The following is a 22,591-nucleotide window of genomic DNA, read 5'->3' as shown; positions in this document are numbered from 1 at the left end:
TGGCTGGCGTATGTCGGTACTCGACCAGTTCGTGCTCGACGACAAAACGGCGATCGTAACCGGAGGAAGTCGTGGGATCGGCCGCGCGCTCGCAGAAGCCCTCGCGGAAGCGGGCGCGGACGTCTGCGTCGCGAACCGGAACGGCGATGAGGCGAGGGCAGCGGCCGAAGAAATCGCGGAAACGACCGGCGTGGAGACAACCGGTGTGTCGGCCGATGTCGGCACAGAGGACGACGTCGAGCGGCTGGTCGAGGAGACAGTCGATCAGTTGGGCGGGATCGACGTGCTGGTCAACAACGCGGGCATCGCCCGGACCGCACCGGCCTACGAGATGTCCCTGGAGACCTGGAACGAGGTACTTCGGACCAATCTCACCGGCGTGTTTCTCTGCACGAAACACGCCGGGGGGTGGATGGTCGCCAACGGCGGCGGGACGATCATCAATATGGCGTCGATGTCGGCGTTCGTCGCAAACTACCCGCAGGAGGAAGTCGTCTACCACGCGAGCAAGGGCGGGGTGGTGTCGTTCACGCGACAGTTGGCCTCCGAATGGGCGGAACACGGCGTCCGAGCCAACGCCCTCGCCCCGGGATACATTCGGACGGAAATGATCGACGAACTCCTGGCGGAGAACCCCGAGATGGAGGCGGCGTGGCTCTCGGAGATGCTGATGGAGCAGATGGCACCGCCGGAAGATCTGGGCGGGACGGTCGTCTATCTCGCCTCCGACGCCAGTTCGTATATGACCGGTGAGACCATCGTCATCGATGGTGGATACACCGTCAGATGAACACGGGCTCGGCTCCGATATCCGGAAGGGATATAATTGAACACTCCCAGAGCGGAAGCCGCTGGGATTAATAAATATGTTACCGTATGGTGGGCATATTTGTATACCTTTGAATAGATATCCCTGAAACGAGATATGAGAAGGAGTGACAGTAGCACGGAGGGGAGAGAGACCATCGGACGGAGACACTTCCTCGCGTCAGCAGGGGCAGCGTCGGCGATCGCATTCGCCGGATGCAGCGGCGGTGGCGGCGGCTCCGGCGGCGACGGGGGCTCCGGTGAAGACACGAGCGATGGTGGAGACGACAGTAACGGCGGAATGACCGAGCAGAGCAGCGTCCCTCCGAAACCGGATTCGATCACGGTCCGGGCGTGGGGCGGCGCCTGGCAGGATAACCTCCACAAGTACATCTCGAAGCCGTTCACCGAGGAGACTGGAATCCCTGTTGAGTACGACAACTCCAACGAAGACGAGATGCAGGCAAAGATTCGGACAGCGATCCGACAGGACCGAACGCCACCGGTCGACGTACAATGGTCGTTGACGAAGACGAGCTTCCAGTCGCTTCAGATGGACCTGATGACGCCGCTCGACACGGAGATTGTGCCGAACATCACAAATCTCCTGGCGGCGGGGAAGCCCGAGGCCGAGGGCGCTGAGTGGCCATTCGTTAACCTCTACTCGTATACCTACTCGCTGACGTACAACACCGACCGGCTGGACTCGAAACCGACCTCCTGGAGCATCTGGTGGGAGGACCAGTGGGACAACGATATTGGCCTCTACACCAGCGGTCACGGCGTGACTCCGGTCATCGGAAAGATGACCGACACGGAGTTGGGGCCGGTCGGGGAGATGGGGCCGGTCTGGGAGAAGTATCGCGAACTCAAACCAAACGTCGGCGCCATCGGGGACGACTCGACGCTCACCCAGAACCTTCGGCAAGGCGAGGTCGCGATGTCGGTGATGCTCCCCGCGAACATCGTCAACGCGCGAGACGAGGGCGCGCCGGTCGACTACACGATCCCTGAGGAGGGCGCACGCGCCGGCCGCGACACGATGTGGATCCCCAAGAACCTCGACGACTCACATACCTACTGGGGACAGAAGTACATCAACACCGCCGCAAGCGGTGAGAATATCGGTCCCTGGTGCCGGAATCTCGGTGTCGCGCCGCTTCACCCCAACGCGGAGATCCCAGGGTGGATGGTCGAGGATGTCGCCTTCCCGACGAGCGAAGAGCAGTTCAGCAATATGATTACGCCATCGCTGGAAGTCCTGACGGAACACGAGCCTGACTGGGAGAGCAGGGTCAACGAGATTATGGGCGGCTGACGGCCAGTCCCGTCGGCTATCCGGGTTCGCGGGTGTTCCGTCGCTGACGCGCTAATTCGTCGGCGGTCACCAGGGCCTCCCGGACTGCTTCTGGCGACACGTCGAACGGCTCGTTATGGATCGTCTCCTGCGGCTGGCAGGCCGCCTCGGCAATCGTCCGCAACTGCTCGTCGCTCGGGTCCGTCAGCCCGATTTGGGCGAGCGTCACGGAGAGATTGAGGTCGAGCGAGAGATCGACGATGTCGTGGAACTCTTCGATGTCCCGGCCTTCCAAGACGAGTTGTGTGAGCGTACCGATGTTGACCTTCTCGCCGTGCGTCGCGTCGTGCGTGGGCTCGATCCGCGTGAGGCCATCGTGGACGGCGTGGGCCGCCGCGAGCCCACCGCTCTCGAACCCGATTCCGCTCAGGAGTGTGGCGGCCTCGACGACTGACTCGACGTTTTTAGTGACGGCGTCGCGTTCAACCGCCGCGAGGGCGCTCTCGCCGTGGGCCTCGACCGTCCGGAAGCACTCGCGGGCGATAGCGCGGGCAGCCCGGGTCGACTGCCCGCCGAAGACATTCTCCGCGCCCGCCTCGATTGCGGTCTCGGCCTCGAACCGAGTTGCGATTGCGTCCGCGATTCCCGACCTGAAGAAACGGATGGGCGCGGCCGCGATGACGGCGGTGTCAACGAGGACCAAGTCAGGGTGGACCCCGTGGAACCGGAGTTCCTCGAACTCCCCTTCTTCAGTGTAGACGACTGAAAGGCTGCTCGTCGGCGCATCGGTCGAGGCGATGGTGGGAACCGTCACCATCCGGGTATCGTGTCGGGCGGCGACGGCCTTCGCAGTATCGAGGGTCCGTCCGCCACCCGCCCCGACCACGAGGTCAGCTCCCTCGGCTTCCTCGGCTGCGCGGTCGATCCCGGAGTCGGTGCACGTTCCGCCGAAATCAACGAAATCAGTGGTCAGTCCAGTGGCCTCCAGCCCCGATCGGATCGAATCGCCGACGATCCCACGGACTGCCGGGTCCGCAATTATCACGGCGCGGGACCCGTCGGTTTGGGCGTGTTCGCCGATGTTGTCGATTACGTGGCGCCCTTGAACGTACGCGCTCGGCGAACGGAAGATGCGGGTCACGGGCGCCCCCATACTGTGTCGGAATCCGTCTGCCAGTCCATACTACGTTTCCGTCCCGGGTGAGTGACAACCACCCGGGTGGAACCCCCCAATGCAGGACGCAAAACGGAACGATCGGACGATAACGCGGTTGCTCGGAAATGTTGTGACATACCTATTGAAGGTTGCCGTCGACAGCGTTCTCAACCCATTCAAAAAGCGTATCATCGGTGACGAGGTCACGTGCGGTCTCAACATCGTCGGCGACCGGGCGATCCTCGTCGAGGTGTGGAACGTGCTCACGGACCAGCACGGCCGCGGCGCCGGTCCCATCGCCGGGTTCGAGACCGTCGGCCACGAAGTCGAGTGCCTGCGTCGCACACACCAGTTCAGTCGCGACGACGTGGAGGACGTTCTCGATGGCTTCCCGGGATAAACGGGCGGTTTGGGCGCTCATACTGACGTGATCCTCCTGGTTGCCGCTGACGGGAATACTGTCCGTGGAGGGACGCCCGAGATTTCGGGTCGAACTGACGAGGTCGGCTGCGGTGTACTGGGCGATCATATACCCCGACTGAAGGCCACTGCTCTCCGTTAGGAATGGTGGGAGGTGGTCTTCTTGGATCTCAGGGTTGAGCATCCTATCCACGCGGCGCTCGGCGATAGCTCCAAGCTCCGCCAGCGCGCTCGTAACATAGTCTAAGGGGAGTGCAAGCGGTTCGCCGTGGAAATTCCCACCCGAGAGGATTGCGGCGGTGTCGGTCCCGCTGGCCCGCTCATCGACCGAGTCGGCGTCGAATACAAGCGGATTGTCGGTCGCGCTGTTGAGTTCTGTCTCGACCACTGATCTGAGATGGGACACGGCGTCGCGGACCGCACCGTGAACCTGAGGAAGACACCGGACGGAGTAGGCGTCTTGGACCCGGTCGCAGTTGCGGTGAGACTCAACAATTCCCGATCCAGCAGTAAGCAGGCGGACGTTCCGAGCGGACTCACGGTGGCCCTCGTGAGGGCGCACGTCGGTGATCCGGGAGTGGGCGGCGGCGGTCGTCCCCATCGTTACTTCGGTCGTCAGCGCCCCGGCAATGTCGGCGGCACGGACCGCGCGCTCGGCGTCTTGAATTATCAGAGCACCGAGCCCAACGGTCAGTTGCGTCCCGTTGATCATAGCGAGGCCCTCTTTGGCACGCAGATCGATAGGAGTGAGGTCGCGGCGAGCGAGCGCCGCGTCGCCGGGCAGACGGTCGCCGTCAATGCGTGCCTCGCCTTCCCCGATCGCAACCAACGCCAAGTGTGCAAGCGGCGCGAGGTCACCACTCGCGCCGAGGCTCCCTTTCTCAGGCACCACGGGGTGGACCCGCTCGTTGAGCATCCCGACCAGCAGACTTATTACACGCTCGCGGATCCCTGAATAGCCCTTAACCAGGGCATTGATCCGGGTAACGAGCATCGCACGCACCTCTTCGGTCGCCAGCTCCCGGCCGGTTCCGGCGGCGTGGCTCCGGAGGAGGTTACGTTGGAGTTCCCCGATATCCTCCGCTGAGATTCGCTCCCGGACCAATTCGCCGAATCCCGTATTGACCCCGTAGACCGCTTCGCCGGACTCAACAATGTCTTCTACTCGTTCCCGTGATTCCCGAACACGCTCGCAGGCCTCTTCTGGCACGACGACGGAAGCACCCCCGCGTGCAACCGCCTCAACGTCTTCCGGTGTCAGAGACTCGCCGTCGATGCGCACCTCATCGGGCATCGTGGACAACCTCCCCTGATTTGAGAACTGTCTCGACAGTACTGACACCGAAGTTGTACGGCATATGCTCGTAATCGGGGACGTCGGCGATCACGAGGTCGCCGGGGTCCCCCTCGCGAAGCCGTCCGGGACCATCCGGACGGTCGACGGCACTGGCGGCACCGGCGGTCGCCGCCCGGAGGGCCGACGCAGGGTCCATTCGCATCCCGTGACACGCGAGGTCAACGGTGAATTCCATACTCTGCGAAAAGCAGTTTGGGTTGAAATCCGTCGCAATCGCGACTGTTGTGCCCGCGGCCGCAAACTGCTCGGGGTCGGCATACTCGGCATCCAGTGCGAAGGCCGTCCCCGGAAGCAGTACGGGCACCACGTCAGCCCTGGCTAAGTCTTGGGCGTCTTCCGGGGTCGCCTGTAGAAGATGATCTGCACTCGAGGCGCCGAGTTCGGCGGCGAGTTCCGCACCGCCGATTCGCTCGAATTCCTCGGCGTGAATCTTCGGGGTCAACCCGTACTCTCGGCCGGCTGTAAGCACCCGCCGGGACTGTTCCACGGTGAAGATGCCCGTCTCACAGAAGATATCACAGAACTCCGCCAGTCCGCGATCGGCGACGGCCGGAAGTTGCTCTTCGATCACGTGATCGACATAGTCGTCGGTGTCCCACCCCTCGGGGACGGCGTGTGCGCCCATAAATGTCGGAACGAGATCGATGGGATGTCGCTTATCCGCCTCACGAATCGCCTCCAGTAGCTTCGTTTCGCTTTCGACGGTTAATCCGTATCCGGACTTGACCTCGGCGGTGGTGGTCCCGTGGGCGAGCATCCGGTCAAGATGAGAAAGCAGGTTCCGAACCAGCGCCTTGCGGGGAGTCTCTTGGACGGCTCGGACGGTCCGGAGGATGCCGCCACCCTCTGAGGCGATCTCTTGATACGTTTTCCCCTGGAGCTTTGCGGTGAATTCGTCGGCTCGGTCGCCCGCGAAGACGGCGTGAGTGTGGGGATCGACGAACCCTGGGAGGACGGTTTTCCCATCGGCGTTGATCGCGACTGCGGCGTTCTCGGGGGGGTACTCTTGAACCACCTCGACACTCGGTCCAGCCGCCACGACAGTGCCGTCCTCAACGACGACAGCAGCGTCCGGAACGGCATCAAGTCCCTCATCGCGGTTCCGGACGAACTGTGCGGCATCGTGGACGACGGTGTACTCAGCCACGACAATCACCCGGGGTCGTTCCGTGGTCCGTCACCAGACAGTGCCACTCCGTGGACTTTAGGGACATTAGAATCGATCCCGGATCGAAGTGACATTCGATCGTTCGGCTTCGGTTATGACGTCCTCATATGGATCGTCGGCGTGGCACGTCACACTCAAACCCTTTCTTGATCGGCGGTGAGAACGATCCGGCTTCCGGGTCGACACCGTAGTATTGGTAGACACATTCAGCCGGTGAGTGGGTGCTCTATCGGAGGACGGCTCCGGTACCGAAGGAGGCCCCCGACCTGCGATCCTTTGGCCGCACACGATCTTTCCCCCGTCTTTGAGTTCGTGGAGGTGTTCCCAGTTGCCAGCGAGTGCAGAGGTGACGGTCAGGACACTGGGCTGGCGCAGGCCATTTGTTTGGAGTTCGATGCCGGTTGGCGGGCCCCGATACCTCCACCAGCGCTCGCTCGGAACATCGCGTTGTTGTTCGGACATTCTACCCCGATATACTGGGAAGGTAGCAATGAAACGCGACCCATCATATGGCGAGCGATTTAAATGTAGTACAGGTGAATGGTCCGTGAGTAACGATAACTATGTACGAAGCGACTCTCAGAATCGATCACGACAGCCCATATGCCGCAATCACGAGGCAAAACGACGCGCGGGTGGAGCTGTGGTGTAACCGATACTGCGATCTGCTACATCTAACTGGGCAGGATCTGGATCCGTCGCTGTCTATGATCTCGGACGAAGTGGGGATCAAGGACATCGTCCACAAGGACGAAGAGATTGTGCTCATCACCGAGAACTGCCTGCTGGACTCACACGACGACCTCCTCGAAGAGTATCTCAAAGACCACAACTCCCTCTCGCTACCGCCGTTGACGTACGATCACGGGACGCTCCTGACCCGTATCGTTTCACTGACCGAGGCTGAGTTGACCGGAGTCTACCAAGACATCAACCGCGATCATTACGTCGATGTCGAGTCGAAACACGAGATCGAATCGGTGGTCCCGGATGTGCCGCTGTTGATGTTGGACTCGGCGCTACCGAACCTCTCGGACGGTCAGAAGCAAGCCATTTTCACTGCTATCGACGAGGGGTATTACGAGATCCCACGGGAAACCACTACGGCCGAGATTGCCGAACAACTCGACATCTCGCGGCGCACTTTCGAGGAGCATCTGCGCCGAGCGGAGAATAAGCTCGTGAAGAACATCGTCGAGTACATCACGGTATGAACGCGGGTCGTACTTATCCAAGCCTCCGCTTGGAGGGGTGTATCTATTTTTGTGTGGGTGAATAGCCCTCACACAGGAATGGTATCCAAGCAGGTATCCGAGAGTGGGGGCGACAAAGAGGAGGAAACCGTGGTCGAGATTGACCGCGTCACGAAGCGGTACGGCTCGCTCGTAGCGGTCAACGACGTATCGATTCCGATCCGGGACGGGGAGTTTATGACGATTCTCGGTCCGAGCGGAGCGGGCAAGACGACCCTCTTACACATGATCGCGGGGTTCGAGCGACCCACGGAGGGCGAGATCTACATCGACGATCGTCCGGTCTCCGATGAGCCGCCGAACGAGCGAAACATCGGACTCGTGTTTCAGAGCCTCGCGCTGTTCCCGCATATGACCGTCAAGGAAAACATCGCCTTCCCGCTGAAGATGCGCCGAGAGGATCCCGAGGACATCGACGGCCAAATCAACGAAGTACTCGAACTGGTACAGCTACCCGTCGATTACAAGAACAAACCGGTCGGAGACCTCTCGGGCGGGCAGCAGCAACGCGTCGCCTTCGCACGGGCAATCGTCTACGAGCCGACGCTATTGTTGCTGGACGAACCGTTGAGTTCGCTCGACAAGAAACTTCGCGAGGAGATGCGTAGCGAGCTTACACGGATCCACGCGGAGACTGATTTGACTATCGTTCACGTCACCCACAACCAAACCGAAGCACTGTCGATGGCCGATCGGATCGCCGTTATCAACGGCGGCGCACTCGAACAGCTTGCACCGGCGAAGGAGATCTACGCACAGCCGGCGACGCCGTTCGTCGCGGGTTTCATCGGCGACACGACAATGCTCGACGGGACAGTCAACCGGATTGATGGTCGACGGGCCGCCGTCGCCGTCGGCGGTGGGGAGGTCACAGTCGAGAGTGACGACCGGGTCACAGTTGGCGACGATGTCCGGATCGCGCTCCGGGCCGAAAAGATCGCCCTTGATCACGATGATGTTGACGCGGACAACGCCTACGAAGCGACCGTCGAACAGGTTGCTTTCGAGGGGGATCAAACACAGTACACGATCTCGGTCGCCTCACTGGATGCTGTGATCGACGTGACACACCAGGATCCGGACCCCGAGACGGTCTTCGACCGTGGCGATGTCATCACCGCTGGGTGGGACGCCGCCGAGGTATTCGTTTACAATCAATAAATCACTGCGTCTCCACCGCGCGTTCGAACCGGTCCATCGCCTGCCGGATCACCGTCTGGTCGTTAGCGTACGAGAACCGCAGGAATCCCTCCCCCGCTTCGCCGAACACTGATCCAGGGACTGCCGCCACCCCTTCGGAGAGCAACTGTTTTGTGAACTCGCTGGTGTCGTCAGTCAACGCCGAGACATCTGCAAACACGTAGAACGCGCCGCGTGGGGTGCCGGGATCGACGCCCGCGATGTCGGTCAATCGATTGAGGATTAGCTCCCGCCGGCTGGCGAAGGCGTCGTGGATCCTCGACGCGACCCCGGGATGATCAAGCGCTGCCATCGCCGCGACCTGGGCGGGCTCGGAGGCACACGAGACCGTGTGTTCTTGGAGGACACGCATCCGCTCAATCACGTCTTCCGGGCCGGTTGCGTACCCGATCCGCCACCCCGTCATCGCGTAAGATTTCGAGAAGCTGTGGACCGTGATTGACCGTTCGAAGAACTCGTCGTCACTGGCGAGCGAGTGATGCGTCGCGCCGTCATAGACCAGATCCTCGTAGGTTTCGTCGAGGATCGCCCAGACGTCGTGTTCGACAAGCAGGTCGCCGATCTCTCGGAGTGTCGATGGCGGAACGACGGCACCCGTGGGGTTATTCGGCGTGTTCAGAATCAGCCCGACGGTACCGTCTGTGATCCGTTCGGCGATGGCCTCAGGTCGTGGCACAAAGTCGTCCGCGGCGGATGTCGGGACGGTGACGAGGTCCGCGCCCGTGTTGGCGATATGTCCGTGGTAGTTCGACCAGTACGGGTCGGGGAGCAGTACCTCGTCGCCGGAATCGGCCAGAACCTGCGTTGCGGCGAAGAGCGCACCCATCGCCCCGGGAGTGACCATCACCTCTGTCACCGGGTCAGCCTGAATATCATTTGTATTTGCGAGTTTCTCCGCGATCGCTCCTCGGAGGTCCGCCCGTCCCACGGTCTGTGTGTACCCACTGGTACCATCTCCGATAGCGTCGGCCACCGCGGTAGCGACGGGCTCGGGCGTCGCGAAGTCCGGTTCGCCGATACTCAAATCCGCGAGGTCGTTGTAGGCCTGTGCGGCATCAAATATCTCGCGGATTCCCGACTGTGGCATCCGTGCCATTCGGTCGGTAAACTCGAAAGTGTGCGACATAAGCCACCTTCCGAAACCACCGGGTAAATGCTACCACCTCCGTATGGCGGTCACGCCTCCCCGAGGACGTCCGTGTTGACCAGCCCGTCGACCTCTTCCCCACGGAGGGCGGCAACTGCGATTTCGGTGCCCCGGCGACGGAGTGTCTCCTCCGACCCGGTGGAATACCAGGCTGCGTGTGGCGTTGCGATGACGTCGTCGCGACTGAGCAGGGGGTTGTCGGGGTCGGGTGGTTCCCGGGCGAGAACGTCTAACCCAGCACCGCGGAGTTCGTCGGCTTCGAGTGCGTTGATCAGCGCGGTCTCATCCACGACACGCCCGCGTGAGGTATTGATCAGGATCGCGTTATCGTCGAGCCGAGCAAGCGCGTCAGCGTCGATCATCTCCTCGGTCTCGTCCGTGAGCGGCGTATTCAGCGAGAGCACGTCCGAAATATCGAGCAGCTCCTCGAAACTGACCGGGGTGGCACCCTTCGCTTCCAGTTCGTCGTCGCTAAGATAAGGATCGTGAGAAGCCACATCGAAACCGAGAGCACGGGCACGTTCCGCGGCAGCCTGTGCCTTATTCCCGAAGGCGAGGAACCCGAAGGTCTGCCGTTCGGGCGGATGGATGGGGGCTGCGAGATCCCACTCCCAGGTCCCGTCCTCGGTGGACGCATCGTACATCGGCAATCCACGGCTCAACGCCATCGCCAGCGAGACGATATGTGTCCCCACCTCGTCGTTACAGTAGGTGGGTACCCGTGTTACACGGACGCCCCGTTCAGTAGCGGCGTCGACATCGATGCCGTCGATTCCGGTTGCGTAGCGACTCACGACTTGACATCCCGTTGCGTCCATTACCTCAGCCGAGACGCCGGTATAGTGGGACAGTAGCAAGTCAGCTTCCCCGACGCGGTCGGGGATCTCGTCTTCCTGACAGTCGATCGCTTCAACGACGACGTTATCAAGGAGGTCTCGGAAATGGTCACGTTCGGCGTCAACATCGCCAAACCAATCCGGATCTAGCATCACCGCTCGGATCGCATCGTTCATACCGAAACGCGAACCGTCGATCGTATTGTAGATTCCCCCTCCGTGTGGCGAAGGACGTAATTCAGTGGAGAAACTAAGCTGCGACATTCCTCCACGCAGCGGTAGGGTGAGAACGATACCTGTTGAAGTGGGATAGCGAGGTGCTCCTCAAACCTCACGTATGATCTCCCCGTCGGGCGTGATGTCGTCTACATCTTGCTCCGTGAGTGGGGCTTCGACTTCGACCTCAATCAGGTAGTCCTCGTTCGCTAGCTGGTCGTGTCCGAGAACCGTGTGGCACGGATACGGTTCGTCAAACGTCTCCCAGTACACGTCTTTGTACCCGTCATAGTAGTGGGTCTGTGGATCGACGATGTGGGTCGTAACTTTCGCGACGTTAGCCAGTGTTTTTCCGATCGTTTCCAGGAGGATCTCAACGTTCTCATAGACTTTGCGTGCTTGGGTTTCGATATCTTCACCCACGATGTTCGAGTTTTCGTCCATTGCGACCTGGCCAGCCATAAAGAATGTTCCATCTTCGACGATAGCGTGGTTGTAGCCGATCTCGCGAGCATTCTTGAGCTGTGGTGGATTGATCGTGTATCGCGACATACCACTGGGTAGACGACCGATTCGCAAAGAGTCGGTCCCTCCGTATGGTGGAACTGGACTATCAGCCACGCCGTGCCAGCGACCGGACGGTCTCGGCGAGGACCGCGGTAGCGACCGCACAGCCCTCCCAGTCGGTCCACTCCCGAAGAGAGTGCGAGACACCCCCTTCCGAGGGTGCAAACAGCAGTCCGGCATCGGTGACCGCGGCGACGTTGGCGGTGTCGTGCATCGCTCCCGAGTGTAAGCGAATGGCGTCGCTTCCACACGCCTCGGCGGCCGCTCCGGCGGCGGAGATACAGCGTTCGCTCATCTGACTCGGTTCACTATCCCGATAGCGTTCCAGCGGTGTCTCGACATCCCGACGGCGCTGGAGTCGAGCGAGGCGCGACCGGCATCGGTCGACCAGTCGGTCCATCGTCTCGTGTGATACGTCCCGAATATCAAGTTGCAGCTGAACCTCCTCGGGGACGATATTCCGGGCGTTTGGGGAAACATCTCCCTTACCGGTAGTTCCAACGGCGGCTTCGCTTCCCGTAGCACATTCTTCGGCCGCGCTCTCGAGATCGAGTATGGACGCCGCGGCGGCCGCAAGCGCATCACTGCGATCGAGCATCGGGGTTGAGCCGGCGTGAGCCGCCTCACCCGCGACCGTGACTTCGCGATTGTTAATCCCAACGATTGATTTGACGATCCCGACACCAACTCCGGCCTCAGTCAACCGCGTTCCCTGCTCGATGTGCAGCTCTAATCTTCAATCCGACCGTCTGTGGTGGCGAGAGACACGGAGTAATCGGGGAACGTGGCGGTACGGTGGTCGTAAACGACGTGCGGCGAAGTCATACGCGGCTTTTGACGCCTTCTTACCGTGCCTCCAGCGCACAACGACGGTTTTAGACGCTTCAGCGGCCTTGTTTCGCGCTGCTTGGATGAACCCGCCGTTGAATCCGTCTGCGGCTTCTCGCACGTCGTCGTCGGTTTCGTCCTCCAGCGTGGCTTTGCTGGTGGCGACGTATTCGCCTTGGCAAGCGTGGTCTACGACGTATTGGGCGCACCGGAGAAACGTGTCTACAGTGTCTTCGAGAAGCGCGGCATCCTCACTGTCTACGTCGAGCGTGACGGGGACAGTACGCCGGACTTCTATATCTTATACGTAAAATCTGTGCTTGGCAAATATTGGGGAGTCGGCCGGCCACTGTCCGGTGGTTTGATTCCCAGCTGTCGGCTTCATCCCACCCCTAAGGGGTGGGTTTTCGCCGTGTACTCTCTACAATCCACTCACCGATCGCGCATCGGGATCGGGACATCCGAGGAGTCGGCCTGGTCGATGGCATCCTCGTAGCCGGCGTCGACGTGGCGGACGACGCCCATCCCCGGATCGGTGGTGAAGACGCGTTCGGCCTTCTCGGCGGCGAGGTCCGAGCCGTCTAGAACGACGTGATTGTTCGTGTGGAGCGCGTTACCGATGCCGACGCCGCCGCCGTCGTGGACCGACACGATATCGGCACCCGCCGCGCAGTTGAGCAACGCATTGAGGATCGGCCAGTCCGCGACGGCGTCGGTACCGTCCTTCATCGCCTCGGTCTCGCGGTTCGGGCTGGCGACGCTGCCGGCGTCGAGGTGGTCACGCGTGACGACGATCGGCGCCTCGATCTCGCCGTCGGCAACGAGGTCGTTGATCCGGAGCGCGAACCGGGCGCGTTCGGTCAGCCCTTCATCGTTGGTGTTGTATCCCAACCAGCAGACGCGGGAGGGCAGCCCCTGGAATTGGACCTGTTCTTGGGCGAGATCGATCCACCGCAGCAGCGATTCCTTCTCGGGGAACAGCTCCCGGATCGCTTCGTCGGTCCGATAAATATCCTCGGGATCCCCGGAGAGCGCGGCCCAGCGGAACGGTCCTTGGCCGCGGCAGAACATCTGCCTGACGTACGCCGGGACGAAGCCGGGGAAATCGAAGGCGTCATCGCGGCCGCGGTGTTCCTTGATCTGACCGCGAATATTATTGCCGTACTCGAAGGCGATCGCGCCCCGATTCTGGTGTTCGAGGATCGCATCCACGTGCCGCTCCATCGTGTCTAAGCTCTCCTCTCGGTACTTTTCGGGGTTGCGCTCCCGAAGCCGGTCGGCTTCTTCGACCGTATACCCACTCGGGTAGTAGCCTTCGAGTACGTCGTGTGAACTCGTCTGATCAGTAATGACGTCCGGGACGAAGTCCCGCTCCAACATCGCCTCCAGCATATCCGCGGAGTTCATCGGGACGCCAACCGAGTACTCCTCCCCGCGGTCTGCAGCGTCCTCCGCCCGCCTGATCGCCTCCGAGAGGTCCTGGACTTTCTCCTGACAGTAGCCCGTTTCGATCCGCCGGTCGATGCGTTCTTCGTCTATCTCGGCGGCGATGCAGATGCCGTGATTCATCGTGACCGCCAGCGGCTGTGCGCCACCCATCCCACCGAGGCCGCCGGTGACGACGATCTTCCCCGCCAGATCGCCGTCGTACTCCTGCCGGGCGAGTTCCGCGAGGGTCTCGTAGGTGCCCTGAATGATACCTTGGGTGCCGATGTACGCCCACGAGCCGGCCGTCATCTGGCCGTACATAATTTTCCCCTCGGCTTCGAGCTCGTGGAAGTGCTCCCAGTTGTCCCACTTTCCGACCAGATTCGAGTTCGCAATCAATACTCGTGGCGCTTTTTTGTGTGTGTCGAACCGACCTACTGGTTTCCCGCTCTGGACTAACAGCGTCTCCGTATCGCCGAGTTCGCGCAGTTCTGAGAGGATCGCATCGTAAGCATCCCACGACCGTGCGGCACGGCCCGTGCCGCCGTAGACGACGAGGTTCTCGGGGTCCTCGCCGACCTCCGGATCCAGATTGTTGTTCAACATTCGGAGAGCGGCCTCCTGTCGCCAGCCCTTACACTCGATGTCGGTACCCGTCGGGGCGCCCTGGTATTCCTTCCATTGATCGCTTGGCTCCCCGATCCGGTCTTCCTTATCGGCGGCAGTCTGTTGTGGCCCCATATCTAGAGGTTAGTAATTAAGAACCAGTATCGTTCGCCCTCCTATCGGAGCCCGATTTAAATGGCCGGTCCCAGCAGGTTACTTACCACGAGGTCCCGCTCCGACTTTTGATGTTGGTGATCGGCTTCCGTGATTGAGCCGGTCAACGGGCTCAGAAGCGGCCAGCCACAGCTTGTCATCCGGAGATTTTCATTCACCTACAACAGTCCTGCTGCAGCAACCAAGTGGGTGATGCCCGCGATCAGCGGGACCAGGATGACGGTTCGCATCACGAAGAGCGCGATGAGATCGCGGAACCGGATCGGCACGTCGGAGAACATATCCATCGCCATCGGGCCGACAGCCGAGAAGAAAATGAGCTGTGACACCGCCAGCACGGCGATGAAGAAGCGGGCCATCGGCTCGGCCTCCACGACGAGGAGGACCGGGACGTACATTTCGGTGATTCCGACGATCGTCGCGGGTGCAACAGTCTCCGCGTTCGGGATCCCGAGGGCCTCGATCACGGGCACCAGGGGTGCACCAAGGATGTCGAACGTCGGCGTATTCGCCGAAAGCAAGGTCGCCGCGAGCCCCACGGCGAGGATCGTCCCCAGGATGAGGCTCGTGAGTTTGAGCCCATCGATGAAGCCACGTTTGGCAGCCCCGAGGAAGGTTTCACCCTCGGCAGCTTTGCCGACGGCCTCACTGACGGCAAACCGGAAGTACTCGCCGAGGGAGCCCTCAAACGGAATCTCGGGATCCGGTTCGGCGATGTACTCGTCCGGAACGGAACTGATCGGCGGGACCCGCACAAGGATGGCGGCCGTGATCACGACGCAGACGAAGTATGCGAAGAAGATGAGGGGGAACAGATTCAACATTTCGACCGTGGCGGCGACGACGCCCACGAACCCGATACTGACAGTGGAGAAGCACGTCGCAATCGTGAACACCTCTCGCTTGTTGTACCCGCCTTGCTCGAAGACGTTACGGGTCACGTAGAACCCAACGCTGTAGGACCCGACCCACGAGGCGAGGCTGTCGAGCGCCGCCCGGCCCGGGAGTTTGAACAGTGGGTTCATCACCGGCCGCGCCAGCGTTCCGACGAATTCCAGGCCACCGAGTTCGACGAAAATGGTGATGAACACGGCCCCGATGGGAATGATGACGCCGACGCTGTAGATCAGCGTGCCCCACATAAACCCGCCCGTCCCCGGCGTATGGAGCAACGAGGGGCCGAGTTTGAAGAACATCACCGGAGCGAGGATCGCTCCGACGAGACGGAGGAACCAGAACACGGCCGAACTCTCGAAGTACGACAGATCATATCCTAGTGAAAGGACCTCCCGTTTGTCAAGCTCCGCGACGGTCGTGAGGACGCCGCCCGCGACGATGATCGCCAGCGCGTACACCCCCACCGCGTCGGGGAACGTTTCCGTGATCCGACTGACGACGATATCGAACGGGACCGTTATCTCCCCCTGCCAGGGAACCGGCAGGAGAAAGAAGAACGCCCCGATTGCGAAGGCAGCGACAAACTTGATGACTGCCCCCGAATCGAACGTGTTGAGGTCGACATCACTGATTCCCCGCGTCGATGGCTCACTGTCGAGTGTGTATACGTTGTCCGAGGGCTTGGTAGCCATACCCTACCATATGCTAATACTTATGGTATAATGAATACCGCCACTTGGAGGTGGTTTATTGAATTACCGGGATGAAATCCAGTCGACGCGCGCCCTGTACCTGTGGAATCGCATAAAAAGGAACGCCGACCCGCGTCCGAGAGGGTTCTGCGTTACTCAAACGAGTGCTACACCTCATACTGTTGGCTATAACTACGTGAAGATTTTCGACACCCCGGAGTGTCGAAATCCGTCATGGGACTATAGCCGACAGTATCAGCTCTACGAGAGACGGCGGTCGCGTTTGATTTGATCCCCCCGATCGGAGGGGGAGTCCCACGCGTGATCGGGCCAGACCGGTATGCGACGGGACCGAGCGTCTCGAATCAGCGGGGCACACCAAAGGCTGCTGTATACGTATCTGGACGGAAGGAATGGCGACCGATCGCAACTCCTCGACGACATCCTGGCGGTCGCGACGGTCGGGGAATCGCGAGTCACGAACGCATACAAAAGGCTCAACGAGGAGTTGAGACTCCCGGCCAAACCCGCGACGCCGACGATGTACATCTCGCGGCTCGCATCCGATCTCGACTGTCCGGAGCGTATCCGACGCCGGGCGCGAGCACTTGCCGAAGCGGTCGAGGACGCCGCCGGGACGACCGGCGTCCATCCCGCCGGCTTCGCTGCGGCCTTCTCCTACACAGCCGGCCAGGAGGCGGGTGGATGAGTAACACAGGCCGAGGCCGCGGACATAGCGAACGTCACGCCAACGACCCTCCGAATGCATCACGAGACGGTAGCGGAGCAGGTAGCCTGACAACGCACCTGCACAACTACTGCTTTCAGATAATTTTCTCAGGAAACTGTTTGTTTCTCGTACAGACACGACGAGAGGACCATACCGATCCAAGACACAGCGCCTGCGAGCAGCGGGACTCCGATCGATCCGGTGAGGCTCGCCGGGATCGTCTGCGATGGGGTTCCAAACCCGTCCGACGCGTTCAGGACTCCGAACGCTAACGCAACCATCGAGAGCCAAAACGCGAGAAAGCAGACCGCCGCCACGCGCTTTGCTAGCCAACGGACGGTATTATCGTGACGAATGAACCGCCCGAGGGACTGTACTGATCGGGCCTGGTTCGGCGGGCGGAGCTCCTTTCGGCCGGGAGTCCGTGCGCCGAGACCTGACCACGCGGCGATGATCGGGAGTGCACTGCCGATCGTACGGCCCGGAGTGGCCACGGTGTTCGCTCTCGGATCAGTACCTCCGGAACGGGAACCCGCTGCGGGGCGCCTCTACGTTCTCCGGGCGATCACGAGCGACCGCAGCCCGGTGTCGGTCGCCGCCGCCATCGCGGGGATGGCCGGCCCCGACAACTACCGGCGTGTCCTGAAAGTACACCGCCTCGCCAGCGAACTGCTGCAGCCGAACGACGGCCGGCTGCAATCCTCAGTGGGCCGGTCGCTTGCCGCCCCTCGCACGTCGACCGTCGAGGGTGGTCGCGGCCGCCTTCGACGGGCGCAGCACGGTCGGGCGCCCGACAGTACTGTTATCCGCGCGGGTCGACTACGTCACTGTAGATGTCCAACGTCACGCTCATCGGCGACCGGCTCGCGACGCCCGGGACGGAGTTCGTCTACGGCGGGGAGTCGTCGGCGTGTGAGGGCTGTCCCTACCGCCAGCAGTGTCTGAACCTCACCGAGGGCGTCCGCTACGAGGTGACGTCGGTCCGCGAGAACGGCCAACTGCTCGACTGTGCCGTCCACGACTCCGGGGTGCGCGCCGTCGAGGTCGAGCCCGCGTCGCTGACCGTGAACGTCGCCTCGAAGGGCGCCTACGCCGGGAGCAAGGTCCGACTCCCGGGGTCGTGTCCGCACACCGAGTGTCCGAGCCACGAGTACTGCGTCCCCGACGGCGCGGAGTTCGACACGGAGTACCGTATCGAGGAGGTCCGCGGTGACCCCCCACACGAGTTCTGTTACCTCGATCGCGACCTGACGCTCGTGGAGTTGGCACCGCCCGAGGAGTGAGCGGGGACAGGTGCCGTCCGCGACGCGTGAGCCGCAGACGCTGGTCCCCGTGGACGGTTCCCGGGCCGCCTACGCCAGCGTACCGACCCGGTCGGCGGCGTACCCGAACACGTCGTCGTAGCCGTTCGCAGAGAGGAGAACCGGATAGAACTCGGTGTCGGCGCTGAACGCCTCGCCGTCGGCGGCGGCCACCCGGTCGCCCGGCGCCACCCGCTGGAAGTTGTCGACGAACACGCGGTACTCCTCGGCGGGACCCTTGGGGATCTGATCCAGCAGCCTGAACACGACCACCTCGTCGGCGTCGCGCCGGCGGAGCGACAGCGGCGGCTCGGTGTCGCCCGCAACCGGCGCCGGCAACACGCCCGTCGCCGACAGGAACGCCCGGAGAATCCAGTAGGCGTTGGCCGCCGCCTCCTCGCTCCCCTGGAGGCCGCACTCGACCTCGACGGTGTGGGCGTGTTCGATGAGTCGCCCCTCGGAGAACCGGCCGGTCTCGACGAGATACTCGATCGGAAGGTGCGGACAGATCGACCGCGTCACGGCGTCGACCTCGTCGACGAGGGCGAAGGGTTCGGCGTACGACTGCGTGGAGTGCAGCGACAGCACCGTCGTCCCGCGGATCTCCCGCGAGAGGGCGTGCGCCAGCCGTCCCTCGTGGGTGTCGGCATCGGGGTCGCCGGGGAACGCCCGGTTGAGGTCCTCGTCGATAAACCGTCGGCCGGCGTCGAGAGCTTCCTCGTTCGCCACGATCAGCTTGACCGGCCGCTCCACCGTCGGCTCCTCGTCGACGAACCGTTCGATCGCGCGCTCGCCGCAGGGTTCGTCACCGTGGATCGCGCCGACCACGGACACCTCGGGGGTGCCGTCCCCGAGTTCGTAGATTCGCATTGTCTGTTCCAGGCGACGAAGGGTCAAATCTCTTTATTTGTGGGGCGCAAACCCGGTGGTGTGGGCGACCACACCCGCGACGACACCGTCGGTCCGCCGACCGCCGGCGAGCCCGCCGGCTGGGATCCGCGGCGGGCGGCGTCGAACGGGTGGGAACACGGAACCCTCCGGCGCGCGACGGTCCACGGCGTCCGGCTGTACAACGCCGGCGACTACCACGCGGCCGTCGGTATTTCGTGAGTGTAACTAAATCGTAGCGGTCACCCTAATCGTTCGGCGTACTCATAATCAGGAGAGGTTCCCACTGGTCGATCTCCATCAAGTTCGATTTTCCATCCGTCGAGGGCTTTCGGGTCGTCAAGGGCTGCCTGAAGTGTGGAACGCACGTTGTTGACATCCACCCCGTAATAGTCCGACGGTAGCCCTGAGAGATATTCAAGCGCCGTGTGAAAGAGCGAACGCATTCCGTCGTCGTTCTCGAAGTCGACGTGCTTGTACGTGCCGGCCGCGACCTGTACCATCCCGTGAAGAAACGCGCTCTCGGTGGTCCCACGCCCATAATTATACCACTCCACTTCGAAACAATCGTGCGCCATATGATACTCTCCGGTGTTATAGAGCCGTACCCCGTGAATTACGGCTCGCCGGAGTGTGCCGTGTTCCCACCCGTTGGACGTGCCGCGATGAGCATCCCACCCAGTCGGACTCCCCGACGCAGGAGGCTCCACGGTATTGTCTTGGGTATGATCATCCATAGTTCAGTCTATCAGTCCTTTCTACCTAATCGCGTCGGACGGCTTCCCCAACCGGATGGTTTGACGGGAACGACAGCGAGTGACGTTACTCTTCGCCAAGTTTCTTCAGTAGCGCGGCCTTCACAGCGGGGTCGTCGAGTAGTTCCTCAAGGGTGTCGATCTTGCCCTAGGTGTCCGTGTCCTCGGGATCGGTGTCGCGGTAGTCGGCTTTCACGTCGGCTTCTACCCTTTCTTCCGCTTCTTTGGCATCCGGGGAATATACGAGCCCGCAGTAGGGACACGACTTCCAGTCGCCTTCTAATGGCTCCCCACAATGGTCACAGACCGGTGGAGTAAGGGGGCTATCCTCCTCGGGATCACGAAGTCCTTGAGCCACCTCAGCAGCCTCGATGTGGTCTTCATCGGTGAGATGGGCATAGGTTCGTTCCATCACCTTGCTATCTGGGTCGTGCCCGATGAGGTGTTTTACTGTATCGTTATCCATACCGTAGTCCCGCTTGCACACCGTCACGAAGTAGTGCCGGAAATTGTGAGCGTTTACCGGCTTGTCTACGCCGGCTGCGTCGCCAATACGTTTGAGTTGCCGGTACACCGTACTCGGGTTCAACTTGTCCCCAGGTCGTACATCGTCACGGTTGCTCTGATCGTGCTTGTGCGTGATGAGATAGTCCTCGGGGTCTCCCGTCGGGTGTTGGCGTTTCTAATCTCTGACGGCCTTGTTGGCTCCCAAGAGTGGACGTTTCCCGTTCGCACCCTTTAGATCACCGTCGTCTTCGTTGAGGTAGAATATCCCATCCTCAGGCTTCACATCCTTAAGCCGAAGGTTGAGAATAGCACTCCGCCTTTGGCCTGTATAGAGAAGCAAGTCTACGAGACAAGCATCCCGGGAGCCACGACGTTTCGCTTCCTCACGGAGTGCTTGCACGTCCTCAGTGGAGAATATATCTCTCTCGTCGACAGGGGATTCGTCTTGGTCGGCAAAGTGAATGTCTTCACGGTCAACCCTCAACTCCTCGTGGTAAAGGTAAAACCGACGCGTTGGTCCCTGGAAGTTCCGCACGGAACTACTTGCCAACCCCTCGTCTTTGATCTCCTCCACGTTGCCGTTGAGATAGTCGTCCATGAGAGCGTTAATGTCATAGGCCGTAGCCTCAGTAAGATCCGGTTCCAAGTGTCTCGCCACGCGACAAAGAGCTCGAGCGTAGCGAGCGAGCGTCCCGTCACTCTTAGTCTTGCCGTCGGGCATTTGATAGGTATTTCGACGAGGGTCGTTTGCATCCAAAAATTCGAGCATCAGCCGGCTTTCCTCGCCGCTCACGTCCTCATCATTCTTAATCCGTTCACGAGCGGTCTCATACCGCTCCCGCATTGATTTTGCCATAGGGGAGCGCCTCGGCTTCACCAGTATGACCACTCAGCATAGTTCTTAGGATTTATTTACACCTGCGCAGTCAGTCTTCGAGGACGAGTGGTACAACTACGGCAGCGGGACCACCGAGAGCGCCTTCGCCCACGGGATGGTCCAGGTTGCGGCGGGCGCGTACAAACACGTCGACTTCGAGGACGATTCGGGAATGCGGTCGCTGTTTCGGACCGCGCTGCAGTACCTCCGCGGCGTTCCTGACGACTACTACGGCGTCGACGTCGCGGACGTGCGGGCGACCCTCGAGGCGGCGCTTGAGGACCCGAGCGCACTGGCGGGGTGGCGGATCGAACTCGACGGCGCACGTCCGGAAGCGGGGGCTGCCGACAGGGAGTACGCCGAAAAGCTGGGGTGAACGCCCCGCTCATCCGTCCCCGTCACCGTTGCTCGCCGCCGCCAACTCCTCGTAGGCCGCCCACGCGGGGTCGACCTCCGGGTGGGAGATCCCCTCGCCGTCGACGACGACGCCGGAGCCGCGCTCGACGGTCCCCGCGAGGCCGACGGCGGTACCGCCCGCGTCGAGGGCCTCCCGGACCGCCGCGGTGTGATCGGGGTCGACCGCGATCACGAGCGTGCCGCCGGCCCCCGCCGCCCAGGGGTCGATCCCGAGGGCGTCGCAGGCCGCCCGGACCCCGGGCCGGATCGGGATGCCGTCGGTGTCGACCGCGAGGCGGACATCGGCGCTCGCTGCGACCTCCAGGAACGCGCCGTAGAGCCCACATTCGGTGGCGTCGTGCATCGCGTGGACGCCGCCGTCGCCCGCCGCCGCGGCCGTCATCGCGTCCCGGACGCAGGCGGCCTCGTCGAGTCGCGCCTGCGCGGTCGACAGCGTCGGCTCGTTGAGGCCGATCGCGTCCGGAAACAGCGTCGACAGCAGGCCGACGGTCTCGACTGCGGGGCCGTTCGTCACCAGGATGTCGTCGCCGATCGTGGCGCCGTCCGGGCGGATCACGTCGTCGTGATCGCCGACCGCGAGCGCGGTCGCGCCGCCGACCCACGGGAACGAACAGCCCGAATACCGGGCGGTGTGACCCGTGACGATCGAGACGCCGAGGTCCGCGGCCTCCTCGTTGATCGCGTCCCAAACCTCCGAGAACGACTCGTCGTCCATCTCGGGGGGGAGCGTAAAGGAGATCGCGAGATGCGACGGTGCGAGCCCCGACACCGCCACGTCCGCGAGCACGAACTCCAGGGCGAAGCGGCCGGCGCGCTCGAAGCCGAGTGCGGGGAGGATCGAGATCGGGTCGGCGGCGATCGCAAGCGCCGTGCCGTCGACGTCGAGCAGCCCGAAGTCGACGCCGTGGGCCGGGCCAAGGGCGACATCGTCGCGGTCGGCGCCCAGGTTCGGGAGCACGCGGTCGGCGAGGAACGCCCGGTCCGCCTTGCCGAGGTTCGGCATACCTCCGCGTCCGTCCGCGCGGGCTTGAACGTGGCGCTCGCCGGGGAGGGTCGGCCGGACGGGT

At 62.1% G+C, this 22,591-nt stretch carries 18 protein-coding genes and 5 pseudogenes; 8 read left to right on the top strand and 15 right to left on the bottom strand.

Features of this window, described 5'->3' with window-relative positions:
• The first annotated feature begins 10 nt into the window (after positions 1 to 10).
• Positions 11 to 790 (top strand): SDR family NAD(P)-dependent oxidoreductase, encoded by a 780-nt coding sequence (locus H5V44_RS13075; protein WP_185193569.1) that lies wholly within the window; start codon positions 11 to 13, stop codon positions 788 to 790.
• Between the two features lie 135 nt (positions 791 to 925).
• A complete protein-coding gene (locus H5V44_RS13070) occupies positions 926 to 2,125 on the top strand; it encodes an extracellular solute-binding protein (RefSeq protein ID WP_185193568.1) in 1,200 nt (399 codons plus the stop codon).
• Positions 2,126 to 2,141: 16 nt separating this feature from the next.
• Here H5V44_RS13070 and H5V44_RS13065 read toward each other — a convergent pair whose 3' ends face one another.
• From H5V44_RS13065 to hutI, 3 genes are all read right to left on the bottom strand, one after another.
• A complete protein-coding gene (locus H5V44_RS13065; protein ID WP_221625715.1) occupies positions 2,142 to 3,257 on the bottom strand; it encodes a glycerol dehydrogenase in 1,116 nt (371 codons plus the stop codon).
• A gap of 142 nt (positions 3,258 to 3,399) precedes the next feature.
• Positions 3,400 to 4,974 (bottom strand): histidine ammonia-lyase, encoded by a 1,575-nt coding sequence (hutH, locus tag H5V44_RS13060; RefSeq protein ID WP_185193567.1) that lies wholly within the window; start codon positions 4,972 to 4,974, stop codon positions 3,400 to 3,402.
• Positions 4,964 to 6,184, bottom strand: coding sequence for an imidazolonepropionase (hutI, locus tag H5V44_RS13055; protein WP_185193566.1), 1,221 nt, complete (start codon positions 6,182 to 6,184; stop codon positions 4,964 to 4,966). The genes hutH and hutI overlap by 11 nt, the downstream gene beginning before the upstream one ends.
• A gap of 584 nt (positions 6,185 to 6,768) precedes the next feature.
• Between hutI and H5V44_RS13050 the strand changes: the two genes are divergently transcribed.
• Complete coding sequence (locus H5V44_RS13050) at positions 6,769 to 7,419, top strand: helix-turn-helix domain-containing protein (RefSeq protein WP_185193565.1); 651 nt, start codon at positions 6,769 to 6,771, stop codon at positions 7,417 to 7,419.
• 78 nt (positions 7,420 to 7,497) lie between these two features.
• The gene (locus H5V44_RS13045) at positions 7,498 to 8,619 is read left to right on the top strand and encodes an ABC transporter ATP-binding protein (RefSeq protein WP_185193564.1); all 1,122 of its coding nucleotides are present in this window, start codon (positions 7,498 to 7,500) and stop codon (positions 8,617 to 8,619) included.
• 1 nt (position 8,620) lies between these two features.
• Here H5V44_RS13045 and H5V44_RS13040 read toward each other — a convergent pair whose 3' ends face one another.
• The 7 genes and pseudogenes from H5V44_RS13040 to H5V44_RS13015 form a co-directional block, all read right to left on the bottom strand.
• Positions 8,621 to 9,745 carry a pyridoxal phosphate-dependent aminotransferase gene (locus H5V44_RS13040; protein WP_246403970.1) on the bottom strand — a complete coding sequence of 375 codons (1,125 nt, stop codon included), beginning with the start codon at positions 9,743 to 9,745 and terminating at the stop codon, positions 8,621 to 8,623.
• An 89-nt stretch (positions 9,746 to 9,834) separates the two neighbouring features.
• Positions 9,835 to 10,818, bottom strand: a complete 984-nt coding sequence (locus H5V44_RS13035; protein ID WP_246403968.1) for a C-terminal binding protein — start codon at positions 10,816 to 10,818, stop codon at positions 9,835 to 9,837.
• Between the two features lie 147 nt (positions 10,819 to 10,965).
• The gene (locus tag H5V44_RS13030) at positions 10,966 to 11,409 is read right to left on the bottom strand and encodes a RidA family protein (protein WP_185193562.1); all 444 of its coding nucleotides are present in this window, start codon (positions 11,407 to 11,409) and stop codon (positions 10,966 to 10,968) included.
• A gap of 61 nt (positions 11,410 to 11,470) precedes the next feature.
• Positions 11,471 to 12,145 carry a M20/M25/M40 family metallo-hydrolase gene (locus tag H5V44_RS13025; protein ID WP_343067749.1) on the bottom strand — a complete coding sequence of 225 codons (675 nt, stop codon included), beginning with the start codon at positions 12,143 to 12,145 and terminating at the stop codon, positions 11,471 to 11,473.
• 14 nt (positions 12,146 to 12,159) lie between these two features.
• Positions 12,160 to 12,550: pseudogene (locus H5V44_RS18200) on the bottom strand (RNA-guided endonuclease TnpB family protein); the annotation flags it as partial.
• Between the two features lie 134 nt (positions 12,551 to 12,684).
• On the bottom strand, positions 12,685 to 14,421 hold the full coding sequence (gene hutU / locus H5V44_RS13020; RefSeq protein ID WP_185193561.1) for a urocanate hydratase: 1,737 nt from the start codon (positions 14,419 to 14,421) through the stop codon (positions 12,685 to 12,687).
• A 197-nt stretch (positions 14,422 to 14,618) separates the two neighbouring features.
• The gene (locus tag H5V44_RS13015) at positions 14,619 to 16,049 is read right to left on the bottom strand and encodes a YjiH family protein (protein WP_185193560.1); all 1,431 of its coding nucleotides are present in this window, start codon (positions 16,047 to 16,049) and stop codon (positions 14,619 to 14,621) included.
• Positions 16,050 to 16,473: 424 nt separating this feature from the next.
• Between H5V44_RS13015 and H5V44_RS17295 the strand changes: the two are divergent.
• Together H5V44_RS17295 and H5V44_RS13005 are read left to right on the top strand one after the other, a co-directional pair.
• A pseudogene (locus H5V44_RS17295) lies at positions 16,474 to 16,848 on the top strand (transcription initiation factor IIB family protein); the annotation flags it as partial.
• A 764-nt stretch (positions 16,849 to 17,612) separates the two neighbouring features.
• Positions 17,613 to 18,062: a UPF0179 family protein gene (locus H5V44_RS13005; RefSeq protein WP_185193559.1), complete on the top strand. Its 450-nt coding sequence runs from the start codon at positions 17,613 to 17,615 to the stop codon at positions 18,060 to 18,062.
• Between the two features lie 69 nt (positions 18,063 to 18,131).
• Here the strand turns inward: H5V44_RS13005 and H5V44_RS13000 are convergent, their stop codons facing one another.
• Positions 18,132 to 18,950 carry a succinylglutamate desuccinylase/aspartoacylase domain-containing protein gene (locus H5V44_RS13000; RefSeq protein WP_185193558.1) on the bottom strand — a complete coding sequence of 273 codons (819 nt, stop codon included), beginning with the start codon at positions 18,948 to 18,950 and terminating at the stop codon, positions 18,132 to 18,134.
• A gap of 60 nt (positions 18,951 to 19,010) precedes the next feature.
• Here H5V44_RS13000 and H5V44_RS12995 point away from each other — a divergent pair.
• Positions 19,011 to 19,169: pseudogene (locus H5V44_RS12995) on the top strand (DUF309 domain-containing protein); the annotation flags it as partial.
• Between the two features lie 41 nt (positions 19,170 to 19,210).
• On the opposite strand, the gene H5V44_RS12990 reads toward H5V44_RS12995, so the two are convergent.
• From H5V44_RS12990 to H5V44_RS12980, 3 genes and pseudogenes are all read right to left on the bottom strand, one after another.
• Positions 19,211 to 19,705, bottom strand: coding sequence for a DUF309 domain-containing protein (locus H5V44_RS12990; RefSeq protein WP_185193557.1), 495 nt, complete (start codon positions 19,703 to 19,705; stop codon positions 19,211 to 19,213).
• Positions 19,706 to 19,871: 166 nt separating this feature from the next.
• A pseudogene (locus tag H5V44_RS12985) lies at positions 19,872 to 20,375 on the bottom strand (tyrosine-type recombinase/integrase); the annotation flags it as partial.
• 30 nt (positions 20,376 to 20,405) lie between these two features.
• Positions 20,406 to 21,086, bottom strand: a complete 681-nt coding sequence (locus H5V44_RS12980) for a hypothetical protein (RefSeq protein ID WP_185193556.1) — start codon at positions 21,084 to 21,086, stop codon at positions 20,406 to 20,408.
• 76 nt (positions 21,087 to 21,162) lie between these two features.
• On the opposite strand from H5V44_RS12980, the pseudogene H5V44_RS12975 reads away from it, so the two are divergent.
• Positions 21,163 to 21,483 (top strand): annotated as a pseudogene (locus tag H5V44_RS12975) (DUF309 domain-containing protein); the annotation flags it as partial.
• Between the two features lie 9 nt (positions 21,484 to 21,492).
• Here H5V44_RS12975 and H5V44_RS12970 read toward each other — a convergent pair.
• Entirely contained in the window at positions 21,493 to 22,527 is a 1,035-nt protein-coding gene (locus H5V44_RS12970; protein WP_185193555.1) for an AIR synthase-related protein, read from the bottom strand.
• Positions 22,528 to 22,591: the final 64 nt, after the last annotated feature.

Origin of the sequence: Halobellus ruber (assembly GCF_014212355.1) — an archaeon.
Lineage (GTDB): Archaea > Halobacteriota > Halobacteria > Halobacteriales > Haloferacaceae > Haloquadratum > Haloquadratum rubrum.
This window is presented reverse-complemented; position numbering and strand designations above follow the sequence as displayed.

What these genes read in the sequence shown, in the direction of transcription:
- H5V44_RS13075 (WP_185193569.1), top strand. Translation starts at nt 11, where the DNA reads ATGTCGGTACTCGACCAGTTCGTGCTCGACGACAAAACGGCGATCGTA.
- H5V44_RS13070 (WP_185193568.1), top strand. Translation starts at nt 926, where the DNA reads ATGAGAAGGAGTGACAGTAGCACGGAGGGGAGAGAGACCATCGGACGG.
- H5V44_RS13065 (WP_221625715.1), bottom strand. Translation starts at nt 3,257, where the DNA reads ATGGGGGCGCCCGTGACCCGCATCTTCCGTTCGCCGAGCGCGTACGTT.
- hutH (WP_185193567.1), bottom strand. Translation starts at nt 4,974, where the DNA reads ATGCCCGATGAGGTGCGCATCGACGGCGAGTCTCTGACACCGGAAGAC.
- H5V44_RS13050 (WP_185193565.1), top strand. Translation starts at nt 6,769, where the DNA reads ATGTACGAAGCGACTCTCAGAATCGATCACGACAGCCCATATGCCGCA.
- H5V44_RS13045 (WP_185193564.1), top strand. Translation starts at nt 7,498, where the DNA reads ATGGTATCCAAGCAGGTATCCGAGAGTGGGGGCGACAAAGAGGAGGAA.
- H5V44_RS13040 (WP_246403970.1), bottom strand. Translation starts at nt 9,745, where the DNA reads ATGCCACAGTCGGGAATCCGCGAGATATTTGATGCCGCACAGGCCTAC.
- H5V44_RS13035 (WP_246403968.1), bottom strand. Translation starts at nt 10,818, where the DNA reads ATGAACGATGCGATCCGAGCGGTGATGCTAGATCCGGATTGGTTTGGC.
- H5V44_RS13030 (WP_185193562.1), bottom strand. Translation starts at nt 11,409, where the DNA reads ATGTCGCGATACACGATCAATCCACCACAGCTCAAGAATGCTCGCGAG.
- hutU (WP_185193561.1), bottom strand. Translation starts at nt 14,421, where the DNA reads ATGGGGCCACAACAGACTGCCGCCGATAAGGAAGACCGGATCGGGGAG.
- H5V44_RS13015 (WP_185193560.1), bottom strand. Translation starts at nt 16,049, where the DNA reads ATGGCTACCAAGCCCTCGGACAACGTATACACACTCGACAGTGAGCCA.
- H5V44_RS13005 (WP_185193559.1), top strand. Translation starts at nt 17,613, where the DNA reads ATGTCCAACGTCACGCTCATCGGCGACCGGCTCGCGACGCCCGGGACG.
- H5V44_RS13000 (WP_185193558.1), bottom strand. Translation starts at nt 18,950, where the DNA reads ATGCGAATCTACGAACTCGGGGACGGCACCCCCGAGGTGTCCGTGGTC.
- H5V44_RS12990 (WP_185193557.1), bottom strand. Translation starts at nt 19,705, where the DNA reads ATGGATGATCATACCCAAGACAATACCGTGGAGCCTCCTGCGTCGGGG.
- H5V44_RS12980 (WP_185193556.1), bottom strand. Translation starts at nt 21,086, where the DNA reads ATGGCAAAATCAATGCGGGAGCGGTATGAGACCGCTCGTGAACGGATT.
- H5V44_RS12970 (WP_185193555.1), bottom strand. Translation starts at nt 22,527, where the DNA reads ATGCCGAACCTCGGCAAGGCGGACCGGGCGTTCCTCGCCGACCGCGTG.